The sequence below is a fragment of the Jeotgalibaca sp. A127 genome, from assembly GCF_052266745.1.
In the GTDB taxonomy this organism is placed as follows: Bacteria; Bacillota; Bacilli; order Lactobacillales; family Aerococcaceae; genus Jeotgalibaca.
Genome location: NZ_JBQPRC010000002.1, coordinates 121,088 through 136,913 on the forward strand (window position 1 = coordinate 121,088; position 15,826 = coordinate 136,913).

Sequence of the window (15,826 nt, forward strand, 5' to 3'; positions counted from 1 at the left end):
CCCGGACAATATTCCAGGTGCTGCTTACATTTTATGCAAATAAAAATTCAAAATGCCCATAAATTCATCGGCTTCCAGAACATCCTCCGTCATAACCACGATGGCGTAAATCGGAACACCATCCTCATAGTAAATTCCCATATCATGATTCCACTGCTCACTACTGCCATATTTCGCAGCCATACCAACAGAAACAAGTTCTTTCAAACGAAAGCCCTCTTGCGCCTCCATCATTGTTTCAATAATAAATGTGTAAGCATCATTATTTGCAACATGAATCAACGTTTGTTCCAACATCCGAGCAGTTGCATAGTTTTCCGTATAAACAATATCGGGAAGGTATTCCAGTCCGCTCAGTCCCGCAATCGCTTGACGGTATTTTTCAAAATCACCACTGAAATTTTCAATGTAATAAAAAGCCAGCACATTCGTAGCCGTATTGTCAGAATGGACCAACATCTCCAGCATCAACTCGTCAACTGGATAAGCATCTACCTTTTCTGCGTTCGTAACAGCACCCTCGCCGGATTCATAATAAGAATCGTAATAGGGCAATTTTGAATCCCAATCCATTATTCTATTCTCAATCAAGTCCGCATACAGTGCCGCAATCGCTACTTTCGTTGTACTCGCCGCGTACATCGCTTGATCCGCATTTAAATAGTAATGCTCGCCATCCACAAAATCATAATAAGCAATCGCAATCTGATTCTCATCCACATCAAAATACACCATAACATCATTTATTGTTTCCGCAACCGTCGCACCCAGTTCGATATCGTATTCATTTTCCATCGAGATTGCGATACTCTCCACAACTGAATGTTCATCGTCCTTAAAAAGAGTAACCCAGCCCAAAATCACCAAAAATGTTACCAACAGCAAAATTAGTGAAATTTGAATTTTTTTATTCATAATCCGCCTCGATTATCTTTTTAACAACATATTAACATGTTGCAAGCAAAATAACTATACAAAAAAGACCATTTCGTTCGAAATAGCCTTTCCACTCATTAATAATCCAACTGCCTTAAATACAATATCAAATTATTATCGGCATCCACTTTGGCATTATACTGACGAATAGCCGCTTCCAAATCTTTTTGCATCACCGAATCCTTGCTAAACCGGCTGATTACCCAGTACACAATCTCGGCCACGATACCACCCGTGCCAGCAGACCCCAATTCGAAACCCATCAACTCTTCATCCGATAACTTCGTCTTCAGCAAATCACGTACCTTTTGCCGCAACTCACCCTTAACCACCAAAGTCTCCTCACGTCGTTCCAAACCTGCCAGCAACTCTTTCTCGTTTTGAACTTCCACTCGCGTCATCTCCATTCTTTCCTTTATTATACGAAAAAAGGGAGCCCGGTACAAAAGATACCAGACTCCCTGTTTAATTATTTTACTTCGCCAATCGGTAATACAGTTTTGCCGTATAATTCATTCAACACTTGTGCCATTGCCGCATAAATTGCCGTGAATCCACAAATGATTCCTTCATAACCAGCAATTGTCAGAATCAATTCTGAACCAGTAAAGTTAGCCAATGCCAACAAGAAGAATAGAATTGTTAAGGAACCAAATACAACTTGAAGTGATTTTGTGATGCGCAATGTTCCGATGAACATGAAGAATGTGAACAATCCCCACATAAACAAGTAAGCGGCCATCGACAATGAATCCGCAGCCTCACCATAACCCATCAACGGTAAAATATTTAATGCAACCAATGATAACCAAAAGAAACCGTATGATGTAAAAGCTGTTGTTCCGAATGTGTTGTTCTTTTTGAATTCCATGATTCCAGCGATTACTTGTGCCATGCCACCATAGAAAATACCCATAGCCAAAATCATTGCGTTCAATGAGAAGAAACCTGCATTATGAATGTTCAACAAAATCGTTGTCATCCCAAAGCCCATCAAACCTAACGGTGCCGGATTTGCCGTCACTTCTTTATATAAAACTGTCTTTTCCTTTTCCAATTCTGATAACTCCTTAAGATATACTTGTGCTCCACACACTAAATTGAATTATAGCTAGTATGAGTGCACAAAGTCAATATCCCGAAAGAATTTAAAGTGTTCTTTCAACAGTATGCTAGTGTTTCTCCAGCCAATCAAATATCGCATCCGCACGCTTCACCCGCAAATTAGGCAATCCATTCCGCGACAAGCCATGATTCGATTCCGGGAACGTAATCAATTTCGTCTCCACTCCATGTTTCTTCATCGCTACATAGAACTGCTCCGCCTGTTCCATCGGGCAACGTAAATCCTGCTCACTGTGCATCAACAAAATCGGTGTCTTCGCATTCGCCGCATGCGCCAACGGGGACATCCGCCACAACCCATCCACATCCCACAAATCGCGTTGCAATTGAAATTCCACAAAGAACGCACCAATGTCACTCGTTCCATAGAAACTGATCCAGTTCGAAATCGACCGTTGCGAAATCGCCGCCCGGAATCGATCCGTATGACCCACAATCCAGTTCGTCATGAAGCCGCCGTAGCTGCCCCCCATCACATAAACACGGTCTTTATCAATTTCCGGATGCTGTTCTAACACATAGTCGGTTCCCAACATCAAATCCTCAAAATCCTTATGACCATAATCGCCCAAAATGGATGCCACGAACTCCTGACCGTAGCCATTACCACCACGCGGATTTAACATGATCACACCGTACCCACGCGCAGCCAACACTTGCATCTCATGGAAGTACGATTCCCCATAACACACCTGTGGTCCACCATGAATATACAAAATCGCCGGGTGATTCACTTTTTCCCCAACCGGCGCCAAGTACCAACCCTGGATGTCCCAACCATCCGCACCCTTGAACCAGAACATTTCCGGTTCTACAACGGCATGCTTTTGGAAAAAGGCAGCATTTGGCTGATACAATACTTCCAACTCGCCACTCACCAAGTCGAGAACTGCCAGCTCCGACGTTTTTGTCAAAGCGGAATACGTTACCGCAATTTCTTCGCTTCCAGCAATGATGTGTCCATCCGTCACATGCATCCGTTGATCAAATACCAGCGTTGCTTCTCCGGCGCGATTGCCTTTATACAACTGGGTTTTACCATGCTTGGTAGCAGGGAAGAGGAACTCATTTTCATTCAACCATTCCACGGGCATCCCATAGACATTTTGCTGGAAATCCGCGACCATCACGTCACTGATTTCCACATCCAAATCTTCTGTTAAACACACCAATTCATGGGTCTTCATGTCGTAACCGTAAATGCGGCTCAATGTCACAAAAGCATATTCAAAATCATTTCCGTTCAATAATAAATAATCTTCGTTTTCCGACATCGCCGCAAATGAGAAACTGCCTTTGGGAACGGAAGTCGTCAACGAGCGTTTTTCTTTCGTCGCCACATCATAATAATAAACTGTGCCGCCATAATTCCACTCATCAGCGCTGTCCAATTCACCGGCCACCAATAAATAGCTCTCATCATTGGCAACGTAGTTCAGGCCAACGCGTTCCTGATCTTCAAGGATCGTCGCCACATCACGCGATGCCACACCGATTTTCTTGATTTGATACGTCAAATCTTTCGGCAAGACACCGGCACCGTCCAACTTGTAAGTCAACTTGTCGATTTCAGTTGTATTGGGCATTTTCTTTTCTTTTGGTTCGTCAGCTTTTTCATCCGTATTTTTTTTGGTTGTTTGGTAATAAACGGAAGCACCATTTTTTGTCCAATGATAATTTGAGACGCCTTCTTTTTCTTCCGTTAAAGCAAAGGCGCTCCCACCGTCAAGCGGCATAACCATGACTTGCGGTTTTTTGTCTTTGGTCGCATTTCCGATATATGATAAATATTTTCCGTTCGGTGAAATTTCCAATTGGGATTGGCTCGTACCTGCATCTCCCCAACGGCGACGTTCCTTTGTTGTGCGATCAATACTGTAAATATAAGAATGATAGCCATTCTCATCTTTATTTGGTGTTGTTTCGCTATAAAAAATACGATTGCCAAAAGCAATCGGCTGGCCCAGACTCTTTAGTTCGAACAAACTATCTATTGTTAGTGCTTCTTTACCCAAAATATCGCCTCCATTTTATACTTCTTTCATTTTAAACAAACGCTTGAATAATTGTAAAGCCTTTACTCAATTACCCCAATGTTGATTGCCAATTCGCGGAATTCCGGATCCTTGTAGCCATGGCGCCAGTTTTGATAGCGCCAGTTGTAGCGCTTTTCACGCCAATGTTGTCGGAACAACTGACACAATTCAACCACGCGCTCGCAATCCCTGATGCCATCTGCTTCTCTTCCTTGGCAAAACGCAAGGATTCCTTGATTAAACAGAAAATCGAGATGCGGTTCGAGCAATTCGACCCGTTCGGTTAATTGCTCTTCGAAAATCGCTAAAGTTGCTTGAGCATAATCATAGCGTTTATGGAAAACGAATGTCGAAAAATTATTCGACAAAATCGAAAATAGCAACTTGGCATCCTGGGGAAGGGCCATGTATTTTTGACTTTTTTTGACAGCGGTCTTCATCAAAAGGTAAGTTGTTTCGACATCAAACACAAACCCGAACAACGCATAAATCCGGAGTTCCATTTCGCCCCAGTCCGCAACTTGCATCAAGTAAGTCAAGACTTCCGGTTGGTTCTGTGGTTCCCCTCCGTCAGTCAAGACCAACAAGCTCTCAATGAACAAAAAGACAAATCGTTTCCAGCTATAGGGGGCAGGGTTTTGTTTCCTCAAAATGTCACGTAATTCCCTCACCTTGTCATACTGATGTTCTGCCATAAAGGATTCGATATTTTCAAAAATTTTCTGCATCTCCTTATGGTCATCATCACCAAAAAGGAATAAAAACTCCTGTGGGGTGGTATTGATGTTTTTCAACGTCTCAAGAAAAGAGTCAACGGGAATTATTGAGCGGCCGTTCTCAAAACGGGAAAGTTGTGAGGTAGAGAGGGTATCACTTGCCGCTTCCTTGAGCTTCATCCCTTTACTGGTCCTGATCTGCCGGAGTAGTTCACCATAATCCATGTTTTCACACCCTTATTTTTTGCAGATATGCAATTATAATCTTCCTTTTAGTATAACCGAGATAAAATTTAGTTACAAATAACAGCAAAGGTGTGAAGAATATGAAAACTTATATCAAACGATTCTGGAAGGAAAATACGTTGGTTTTCTTTTTATTGACAGTAACGAATGTCATCCAAACCATTGTCAGCGTGCGGATGGCGGTTACCTTGGATACGTTGGTGAACCTGGACTTTGAGAGTTTTTTCAAGGTGTTGGCGGAAGTGATGGGGCTATTCTTGGTATTCCTTTTTGTCCTGAATGTTCAAATCAACAAGACAAGTGAAACAAAACAAAAAATGGCGACCGCCATCCGGACCGACATTACCAAACGAATGGAGCAGTCCAGCTATACCAGCTTCCATAAGAAACAAGTCGGGACCTATACATCATGGCTGAGCAATGACTTGAATACGATTGAAACGAATGGATTTGACCTATTTTATCAAATTTGGGGCGGCATCATTGCCACAGTATCATCGGTCGTAGCTCTGTTCGCTTTCCATTGGAGCATTGTGGTCATGACGGTTGCGCTCACTGCCTTGACACTGGGTTTGCCGAAATTGTACGAAAAGAAATTGAAGGCGGCTTCCTTGTTCACGACTGAAGAAAACGAACGCTTCATCAGCAAAGTTACCGACACATTGAACGGATTTGATACCTTCTTTTCCTTCAATTTACTGCAAAAAATATCGAAGAATACGCAAGAAGCATCGCTCGCGTTGGCGGATGCTAAAAATAACCAAACCAGAGTGACCGCGAAAGTTGCCATACTGGGTGCCTTCGGGAATATTTTAGGGCAGTTGTCTGTCACCGGTCTGACCGGCTATCTTGTATTCCGTTCATTGGTTCCAATTGGAGCCATGATGGCGACCAGTGGCTTGGCAGCGGTGATTTTCAATACGGTCGGTAACTTGAGTCAACAATTGGCAGCAATGCGAGCAGTGGATCCGATTTTTACTAAATTCGAGGCACTCGAGACTTCTTTTGAAAGACCTGGCGGAAAAATTCAAAATGTCGTTTCCGGCATCCAACTGCAACAGGTCAGTTATGCCTATGGGAACAAACAGGTCTTAAAGGAACTGGATGCCTCTTTCAACCTGGGTAAAAAATACGCCATAGTCGGTGCGAGTGGAAGCGGGAAAACCACACTACTCAATATCCTGAACGGTAAGTTGACGGATTACAGTGGCTCGGTGCGTTTTTCCGGGAATGAATTAAATCAATTATCCGGACAGGAGCTGCGTCATCACATTTTATACATGGATCAGATTCCTTATTTGTTCCAAGGAACAGTGCGAGAAAACATTACATTGGGAGAAACATACTCTGATGAAGAATTGGCTAAAGCACTGAAGGCGAGTAGTTTGGAAGGTGTGGTGGCAAGTTTGCCGCTCGGCCTGGACACAGACATCGGGGAGGCGGGTCGTTTACTTTCAGGTGGGCAACGTCAAAGAGTCGCATTGGCTCGTGGTTTCTTGCGCGGCAAGAAAATCATTTTGCTGGATGAAGGCACTTCAAGTTTGGATGAGGAGAGTGCACTGGAGATTGAACAGCAGTTATTGGAAAATGAAGAACTGACCGTACTCATGATTACGCATCAACTGCGTGATTCTATCCGGGATAAATTGGACCGGGTTGTAGTGCTTGGCAATGCCTAAATAAAAAAGCTCACTCAACTTTGCGAGTGAGCTTTTTTTCCGGATTTAGCTCACTCAGATTAAAAATTCCAGTTGAGTGAGCTTTTTTCGGGTTATACCATGAAATGCACAATTAATGTGCCAATTTATTACATGAAAACCCGCTTTATTTTTCAAAAGTGTGTCCGATAGATAGAGTAAATTCGAATATCTAGGGGGAAATGTATGAAAGGCACGATTGTATCTGCATGGATGAATACTTGTAAGGAATTGTATGGAAAAGAAATAGTCAGTGAAGTCATGACAAGCTATGGGCTCAAAGCCAACAAGATATTCACGCCAACTGAAGAGGTGGCTGATCGTATTGCTTTAGGGATGGTTGAAGCAATCGGAAAAAGGGTCGACAAATCACCCGATGTTATGTGGCGGACAATGGCACATCAAAATGTGAAAACTTACTCCAAAATTTATCCGGCCTTCTTTAAATATGATAATCTCTATTCTTTTTTGCAAGCCATGTATGATATTCATGTGATTGTGACGCAAAAGTTTAGAGGAGCTAAACCGCCAATCCTTCATATCGAAGCAGTGGACACCTATAACGCGCATATGACCTATAAATCGCCGCGCGGCATGTTTTCCTATTTCCTTGGCATGCTGGAAGGCGCGAGTTTTCATTTTAAGGAGAATGTAACTGTGGAAACACTGGAAAGGACAGATGACTTTCTGAAAATTGCCATACGATTTCAACAGCCCATTACGCTTCAGAAGAATTTTCACTTCAATAAATTACTTACATTTGGAATCGTCAAAAAATTAGAAGCGAAACTGGCGCTTGCGACACTATTTCTCGTAGGGATTCCTGCGGCGCTGTTGGCGAGTTACTCACCAAACAACATTGCCGTCCCTGGTATCCTTGCTTTATCGCTAATTATGCCATTTTTTACAGGTAAGCAATTATTTAAACCAATCATTTATATCAACCGTTATTTGGATAAACTGAAGGAAAAAGATTTTTCGATCGCCCATCAAATTTCAACGGATGATATTTTTGAGGAATTGAATGATAAACTGGTAGCTTTGATTGCAGGAATCAAGACTGATTTTGTCGGATACAAAAGTACAACGGATGAATTGAATGTCTTTGCTGATAGTTTTTCCGATATCTCAAACAATATCCGCGAAACTTCGCGGGATATTGCGACCATTGTCGATCAAGTGGCTGAAGGAGCCGTCAGCCAAACTTTTGAAACGCACCAGGTATCTTCCCAACTTCACGATTCTATCGCTTCACTAAATGGCGTCGTTGAAAAAGAGAACCAAGGGAAAGTCGCTCTAGAGAAATCTGTTGAAGTAATCAGGGGCGGGTTCGAGGAAATGAAATTGACTTCCCATAATCTGAATAATATTTTAGAGCAGTTCACAACGTTTAAGCGAAAAGGGGAAGCGTTACAGCGAAATGTTCAAGAAGTTCGAAAAATTGTGGAAGTGGTGGAAGGCATTGCCAGTCAGACGAACCTCCTGGCGTTGAATGCTGCGATCGAGGCTGAGCGCGTTGGTGAACAAGGTAAGGGCTTTGCAGTGGTAGCTACTGAAATCAGGAAACTTTCTCAAGGATCTCGGACTGCTGTTCTTTCCATTAATAGTCAATTAGAACATTTTATCGCTAATATCGAGATATTCATGAACGGATTAGCCTCCCAATTTTCAGTGATAGAAACAGAAAATAATAAATTGAATGCCATCACGATGGAGAATGCAGACTCCATTGAATCGGTGGTGGCTGTTTCAAACCTCATTGTGGAATTGATTGATAACTTGATTACAGAAACAAAACACTTCAATGCTATATCGGAAACAATCACCTCACTGGCCGCCATAGCCGAGGAGAATTCTGCTTCCACTGAAGAAGTTTCGGCGAGTGTCTTGACCTATACAGAAGAAATTGCGTCCATGAGCACCCATATCCACGAATTTAAACGAGTCAGTACAGCGTTCAGTGAGGATTTGGAGAAATATAAAATATAGTAGTAAAACTTTGGTGACCCACTCACTTCACGTATAATAAAGAAAAAGCATTATTTTGAGGAGGAACCGACTTGGCCAATGAAGCAAAGCTGAAACCAACCGAAAAAAGTGTCATTGCATTCATCGAGGAAATTGCGTCAAAAAACAAAAAAGCCGATGCCTATCGTTTATTGGAAATGTACAACGAAGTGACAGGTATGAATCCCGTGATGTGGGGACCATCTATTATTGGTTATGGAAAATACGCATACAAATACGCGTCTGGCCATTCAGGAGAAGCGAACTGGGTCGGATTTTCACCACGGAAATCGGCGCATACCATTTATTTTGCATTGGAAGAAGACCGTAAAGAAGAACTGTTGGCGAAATTAGGTAAACATCGTGCCAGTAAAGCCTGTCTCTATATAAACAAGCTTGCCGATATCAATGAAGAAGTTTTGAAACAAATCATCAAAGAATCGCTGGATTACGTGGAAAAACGCTACCTGACCACAAGGACATAAAGATGATGATAAACCTTTCTTTTGAGCGTTGGTGGTATAATAAAGTCAAAAGATAGAAGTGCGGGACTCAGGTATTTGGCGACTTATGAACCAGTCATTCAAGCGCAGAAGTAAGGGGAGGCAATCATTATGAATGTGCATTTTTTATCCAAGTCAACCGTTGGGAAATGGGCAACAGGCTTAATGGCGGCTTTTGTCGTGTTATTGGCCCTTAAAATGACAAGTATAGGGAGACTTCCGCTACCGACACTAGTCATCGCTGTAATCGGAATAATAGGCTTCATCTTAGGTGTGGTTGCTTTTTTGAAATATAAAGACAGAGCAATCATGACTATTATCACCCTTGTACTCGGCTTGTTGTTAACAATATGGGTACTCGCTGAAATTATGTTTCCGCATTGAATAACCAAATGTTTGGAAAGACCAAGCCCCATAAAACAGGGTTTGGTCTTTTTTAGTTTAAAACACGATAATTTTTATTGACACACCGTCTAATATTACTAAATTTTAATAAAACCGTTTACATTTACTAAATAATAGACTATACTCGTGTCATCAAATGAAGCGGAGGATTATCGAATGAAGAAACTATATTTGGGCTTGGCATCTGTTTTAGTTTTATCAGCATGTGGAAATGGTGGGACAGCTGAATCCGGAGATACAGCGGACTCTGGAGAAAAAGTTCAGATCAGATTTTCTACTTGGGATAGTGAAGCAAGTCTAGATGCCCAACAAACATTGGTAGACAAGTTTAATGAATCGCAAGATGGCGTTGAAGTTCTATTGGAAGGTTATGGCGGGGAGTATGATACGAAAATCACTGCCGGAATGGGAGCAGGGGATGCTCCGGATGTTATGTACATGTGGAATTATCCTGCTTACTCTGGTGGATTGGAGCCGCTAGATTCATATATTGAGTCGGAAGGAGCAGAGTACAAGGAAAATTTCTATGAGACAACTTGGAACTATAACTCTATCGATGACACGGTTTACGGAATCCCAGTTGGTTTCACGACACATGCTTTGTACTATAATAAAGATCTTTTTGATGCAGCGGGTGTTGACTACCCAACAGATGATTGGACTTGGGACGATGTAAGAGCAGCTTCAGAGAAAATCTCCGACCCAGAAAAAAATGTCTTTGGTTATATTATGCCTGGAAAACCAGATCCGTACGATTTTGAAATGTACCTTTGGAGCAATGGCACAGCTTATGCAAGTGAAGATGGTTCTGTAACGGATGGCTATGTGAATTCACCAGAAGCTGTTGAAGTTTTGCAAACATTCCAAGATTTGATGAATGATGATTTAGCAGTAGCTTCAGAAGGATGGGGAACAGATGAGTTCGCATCTCAAACAGCTGCTATGGTTGTTTCGGGAGCATGGGATATCGGAAGTTTTACTGATGCAGGGGTAAACTTCGGTACTGCACCTATTCCGAGCTTTGAAGGGCAAGAAAGTAAATCTGTCTTGAGTTCTTCCGGTTTGGCAATCTCTGCTGACTCTGAACACAAAGATGCAGCGTGGGAATTCGTTAAATTCTGGACAAACGAAGAAGCCAATATTGAACGGATTGATTATGAATTATCCGTACTGAAAAGTGTCGTAGAATCAGAAGGTTTGGAAGATGATGAGTATAAGAGCGTCTTCTATGAAATGTTGGAGCGCAGTACTGAATATGGACCAAGTTCATTCAAAATTGAAAATTGGAGCGATTTTGCAGACCAATTGGAAATGGCGTTCGAGCAAGTGTTCAATCCTACAACAAGATTGGCACCACAAGAAGCTTTGGATTCGGTCGTAAAATAATAAAAAGCGAGCTTTTCTTTTATTGTTAAAGAAAAGCTCCATTTTATTCCCAGAAAGGACTGGAAAATGGATGGCAGCACCGTTAAGTAAAAAAAGTAAAGTTATTGAAAAAATAACGCCCTATTTATTTATATCACCCTGGTTAATTGGCTTTTTGGCATTTACCGCAGGACCACTTGTTCTATCTCTTGTCATGAGTTTCTATGACTGGCCGGTTATTGGAGAAAGTAGCTTTATCGGTTTAGGAAATTATATCCGTATGTTTACCGAAGACCCACAGTTTTGGGACTCATTAGGATTAACACTCAAATTTGCTTTGATATTTGTTCCATTAAATATGATTATCGCACTCGTTTTAGCGATGTTGATTGCAACGAACGTAAAAGGAGTCAATTTGTTCAGAGTTATTTTCTATATCCCTTCAGTTGTTTCGGGGGTAGCAGTAGCAATCATTTGGGGATGGATTCTTGATTCTAATAACGGAATTTTGAACTACATCCTTAGCTTAATCGGGATTGATGGCCCTTTGTGGTTGCAGGATCCAAAATGGGCAATTGTAGCCATTGTTGTTGCCAGTGCTTGGGGTGTGGGGAATATGATGCTTATTTTCTATACCGACATTAAGAGTATCCCGAGCAGTTATTATGAAGCAGCAGTAATCGATGGTGCAACACCCATCCAACAGTTTTTCAAGATAACGATTCCGATCATAACACCGACTATTTTGTTCAACTTGGTAACATCTACCATCTCCGCCCTGCAACAGTTAACATTGGTTATCCTTTTGACTGGTGGAGGACCAATGAAGTCCACTTATTTCTATGGTTTGTTTGTTTATGAGAATGCATTTAAGCATCACCGACTCGGCTATGCAAGTGCGAACGCATGGGTCATGTTCTTCATTATTATGGCAATGACCGCTGTTATCTTCAAGTCTTCATCAGCATGGGTGTTCTATGAAAATGAAGTAAAGAAAACAAAAAAAGTAAAGAGAGGAAAATAAAATGGGTAATATAGGGCAGTTAAAACGTACAAAAGTTGTGATATATGCTGGATTAATTTTATTCTCTCTTTATTTTATCGGTCCCTTTCTTTGGGTTATTTTGACCGCTTTTAAAACACAAGCAGAGGTCAACATGTATCCGCCGCAGGTTCTGCCATCCGAATGGCGTTGGTCGAATTTCAGTGATGCCTGGAATTCCCAGCCGTTTACGACGTATTTACTTAACTCTGTTTTGATTACAGTATTTACGACGATTGGGCAGGTCATCTCGAGTTCCTTGGTTGCGTATGGTTTTGCACGGTACGATTTTAAATTCAAGAATATTTTATTCATGATGCTTTTGAGCTCCATGATGTTGCCTTGGGACGTAACCATGATTCCACAATATATGTTGTTTAATGAAATTGGCTGGATCAATACACTTAAACCACTTATCATTCCTGGGATGTTGGGATCGGCGTATTATGTCTTCTTGCTACGCCAATTCTTGATGAACTTCCCGGATGATATTGCGAATGCTGCCAAAATTGACGGGGCAAATGATTTCCAGATTTATTCAAAAATCTTTTTGCCGATCATGAGAGCACCACTTATCTTGATTGCGATTTTGAATATTTTAACAGTATGGAATGACTACTTGGGTCCATTAATTTTCTTGCAGGACCGTTCGAAATATACTTTGGCACTTGGTCTGGCATCATTCCAAGGGGTCCATGGAAATAACACAATCGGAATAATGGCTATTACGATTCTGATGATGATTCCACCCATTCTGATATTCTTGTTTGCACAGAAATATATTATTGAAGGGTTGGAAGGTTCGATAAAATAACAAAGGGTGATTGTTTGTGAATTTATGGGAAAATAATAAAGAAATCGGGTTAAACCGCTTAAAGCCACGCGCTTCTTTTCATCGTTATCAAACGTTGAAGGATGCGTTGGATAAAAACGACAATATCAATGGTTTTCAGACTTTGAATGGGGAGTGGCAGTTCGACTTGTTCTCCTCTCCGTTTGAAGCAGAGGAATATATTTCAAAACGTCATTTCGAAAAATTCAAACCAACGGAAGTACCTTCTTGCTGGCAGATGAATGGGTATGATGCCATGCATTATGCGGATTTACTCTATCCATTCCCGATCAATCCGCCGTATGTTCCGACAGAGAACCCAACTGGCGTCTATATCAGAACGTTTGAAGCGAAGCACAATGCAGATGAAAAAATCATTCTGCGTTTCCATGGCGTCTCTTCCTTCTTCCGGGTATGGATCAATCAAACGGAGATAGGGTGGAGTAAAGGAAGTCGTCTTGAATCCGAATTTGATATTACGGACGCACTGCAGGACGGTGAGAACGAAATAATCGTGGAGGTTGTTAAATGGTCGGATGGCATTTATTTAGAAGACCAAGACATGTGGTGGTTATCAGGAATCATCCGTGATGTCGAAATCTATACCGAGCACAAAGACTCACCAACTGACATTAAAGTTCAAACGTTGCCGGATGAGGAACGAAAAGACTTTAGACTCGTCGTTGAAGTAGAAGGCCAAGCAGATACAGCGGCTCTTTATTATGAAGGTGCGTTACTAAAAGAATTCGAAATTAAAAATGGAAAAGTGGACGAATGGATTGCGGCTCCGAAAACATGGACGGCAGAAACACCGCATTTATATGATTTGATTGTTACGTCCAAGGCGTCGTTTGTTCCAATCAGGGTAGGCTTCCGTCATGTCGAAATCAAAGACGGCCTGATTCTTCTGAATGGAAAGAATATTTTCTTCAATGGCGTCAACCGCCATGACTTCAATCCAAAGACGGGTGTTACTGTCACGAAAGAACAAATGGAAGCAGATATTATTTTGATGAAACAAAACAATATCAACGCAGTCCGTACGGCGCATTATCCAAACCATCCCTATCTCTATGACTTGTGTGATGAATACGGATTATATGTCATCGACGAAACGGATTTGGAATGTCATGGTTTCGAAAACACGGGAGATTATAATTGGATCAGTGACAACCGAGATTGGTCCGCTGCGTATGTTGACCGCATGGTACGGATGGTGGAGCGTGACAAAAACCACCCATCTGTTTTGCTTTGGTCTTTAGGGAACGAATCCGGAGCAGGTCAAAACTTCATGGATATGTACAATGCAGCAAAAGCGATTGATCCAACGCGCTTGGTTCATTACGAAGGAGATCGTAACGCTGCTTACTCCGATGTTTATACGACGATGTACTCATACCTTGAGCGGTTGGAAAATATTGGAAAAGATACGAATGGTAAAAAGCCGCATATCCACTGTGAGTATGGCCATGCGATGGGGAATGGACCGGGAGCGCTTGAAGAGCACCAGGAAGTAATGCGGAAATATCCGCGTCTCCACGGTGGCTTCTTGTGGGAATGGTACGATCATGGAATCGCAGTTGAACGTAATGGCGAAACAACGTATTTCTACGGCGGTGATTTTGGCGATACGCCGAACAACAGCAACTTCTGTATTGATGGACTGTTAAAACCAAACCGGGAACCTTCCACATCATTGTTGGAATACAAACAAGTTATCGCGCCGGTTAGGTTTAGCTATCAAGACGGCGCTTTGACGGTCGAGAACCGTTATGACTTCCGTAACTTGGAAGGATTGACCATTCGTTATTCGCTTCATCAACAAGATCAAAAGGTTGAAAGCAATGAAATTGTTTTACCTTGCATACCAGCACGTTCCAACAAAGAGATAGCATTGCCACTTGAATTCGATGCAAACAAACGTTACTTCCTGGATGCCGAATTGATTGATGGGCCAAAACCATACTTAAATGAAAGTCATGTTATTTACTTTACACAATTCACACTCGGCAAGGAAAATGAATTATATCGTCCAGAAAAAGAAACAGGGACAGCTGTAGCACACGTTTCTTCTGAGCAAAACGATTACCGCACGGTGACGATTTCCAATGCGTCTACTGCAATGGTGTTTGACATTGTAACCGGAAGTTTGAAAACTGTTTCCAGAAATGGAAAAGACATCATTTCCCAAGGACCGGTTGTGACGCTGTGGCGTGCACCGATTGACAATGACATGTATCAATTGAAGGACTGGCAAGAAACATATTTCCTGCATCAAGGTTCGGAAACCATGTACGACTGGAAGGTCGAAGATGGTAAAATGACGTTCCATAAATACTTTGGAACAACGAACCAAGGTTGGGGATTCGATTTGGAATATGTATATGAATTGCTGGAAGATGGCAAGGTAAGAGTAGCAGTCGACGGCAAACCGCGCATGAGTGGAACCGAATTGCCAACCATGTTGCCGCGGATAGGAATTGAATTCACGATGCCGAAATCATTTGAAAATGTAAAATGGTTTGGTTATGGTCCGGGCGAAAGTTACTGGGACAGCCATGCTTCAGTTAAAAAAGGTTTGTATGAAAACACAGTAAAAGGGATGCATACAGAATATATCTTCCCGCAAGAAAATGGGGCGCGCTCTGAAACGGAATGGGTACAATTCGAAGATGGCAATCAAAAAGTCAGCCTGGAATTAGCGAGTCCATACACGGTAACCGTGCACGATTATACGAAAGAACAATTGGAGGCTGCGAAACATATCGATGAACTTCAATATGCAGACTACAATGTCGTCAATATTGATTACAAACAAACGGGATTGGGAAGTAATAGTTGTGGGCAAGATCAACTGGCTCAGTATCGCACAAAATTAGAGCCGTTTTCAATTTCATTTGTCATTTCAGAGTGAGA

Annotated in this window: 13 protein-coding genes; 8 read left to right on the forward strand and 5 right to left on the reverse strand. The window is 41.9% G+C overall.

Annotated elements, in window-relative coordinates:
• Positions 1 to 24: 24 nt before the first annotated feature.
• The 5 genes from ACTVAI_RS02865 to ACTVAI_RS02885 all read right to left on the reverse strand — a co-directional run bounded on the left by ACTVAI_RS02865 (position 25) and on the right by ACTVAI_RS02885 (position 5,038).
• Positions 25 to 915, reverse strand: coding sequence for a serine hydrolase (locus ACTVAI_RS02865; protein ID WP_443485834.1), 891 nt, complete (start codon positions 913 to 915; stop codon positions 25 to 27).
• 98 nt (positions 916 to 1,013) lie between these two features.
• Positions 1,014 to 1,328 (reverse strand): hypothetical protein, encoded by a 315-nt coding sequence (locus ACTVAI_RS02870; RefSeq protein ID WP_443485835.1) that lies wholly within the window; start codon positions 1,326 to 1,328, stop codon positions 1,014 to 1,016.
• A gap of 77 nt (positions 1,329 to 1,405) precedes the next feature.
• Entirely contained in the window at positions 1,406 to 1,993 is a 588-nt protein-coding gene (locus ACTVAI_RS02875) for an acetate uptake transporter (RefSeq protein WP_443472530.1), read from the reverse strand.
• Between the two features lie 115 nt (positions 1,994 to 2,108).
• Entirely contained in the window at positions 2,109 to 4,076 is a 1,968-nt protein-coding gene (locus ACTVAI_RS02880) for a S9 family peptidase (RefSeq protein ID WP_443485836.1), read from the reverse strand.
• 62 nt (positions 4,077 to 4,138) lie between these two features.
• On the reverse strand, positions 4,139 to 5,038 hold the full coding sequence (locus ACTVAI_RS02885) for an Rgg family transcriptional regulator (protein WP_443485837.1): 900 nt from the start codon (positions 5,036 to 5,038) through the stop codon (positions 4,139 to 4,141).
• Between the two features lie 101 nt (positions 5,039 to 5,139).
• On the opposite strand from ACTVAI_RS02885, the gene ACTVAI_RS02890 reads away from it, so the two are divergent.
• From ACTVAI_RS02890 to ACTVAI_RS02925, 8 genes are all read left to right on the forward strand, one after another.
• Positions 5,140 to 6,738, forward strand: a complete 1,599-nt coding sequence (locus tag ACTVAI_RS02890; RefSeq protein ID WP_443485838.1) for an ABC transporter ATP-binding protein — start codon at positions 5,140 to 5,142, stop codon at positions 6,736 to 6,738.
• A gap of 204 nt (positions 6,739 to 6,942) precedes the next feature.
• Positions 6,943 to 8,745 carry a heme NO-binding domain-containing protein gene (locus ACTVAI_RS02895; protein ID WP_443485839.1) on the forward strand — a complete coding sequence of 601 codons (1,803 nt, stop codon included), beginning with the start codon at positions 6,943 to 6,945 and terminating at the stop codon, positions 8,743 to 8,745.
• Positions 8,746 to 8,816: 71 nt separating this feature from the next.
• A complete protein-coding gene (locus ACTVAI_RS02900) occupies positions 8,817 to 9,248 on the forward strand; it encodes a DUF1801 domain-containing protein (protein ID WP_443472525.1) in 432 nt (143 codons plus the stop codon).
• 129 nt (positions 9,249 to 9,377) lie between these two features.
• Complete coding sequence (locus ACTVAI_RS02905; RefSeq protein WP_443472524.1) at positions 9,378 to 9,650, forward strand: hypothetical protein; 273 nt, start codon at positions 9,378 to 9,380, stop codon at positions 9,648 to 9,650.
• Between the two features lie 177 nt (positions 9,651 to 9,827).
• Entirely contained in the window at positions 9,828 to 11,057 is a 1,230-nt protein-coding gene (locus tag ACTVAI_RS02910) for an ABC transporter substrate-binding protein (RefSeq protein WP_443472523.1), read from the forward strand.
• Positions 11,058 to 11,127: 70 nt separating this feature from the next.
• Complete coding sequence (locus ACTVAI_RS02915; RefSeq protein ID WP_443472522.1) at positions 11,128 to 12,060, forward strand: carbohydrate ABC transporter permease; 933 nt, start codon at positions 11,128 to 11,130, stop codon at positions 12,058 to 12,060.
• A 1-nt stretch (position 12,061) separates the two neighbouring features.
• Positions 12,062 to 12,892: a carbohydrate ABC transporter permease gene (locus ACTVAI_RS02920; protein WP_443472521.1), complete on the forward strand. Its 831-nt coding sequence runs from the start codon at positions 12,062 to 12,064 to the stop codon at positions 12,890 to 12,892.
• A 16-nt stretch (positions 12,893 to 12,908) separates the two neighbouring features.
• Complete coding sequence (locus ACTVAI_RS02925; RefSeq protein ID WP_443472520.1) at positions 12,909 to 15,824, forward strand: glycoside hydrolase family 2 TIM barrel-domain containing protein; 2,916 nt, start codon at positions 12,909 to 12,911, stop codon at positions 15,822 to 15,824.
• The last annotated feature ends 2 nt before the right edge of the window (positions 15,825 to 15,826 follow it).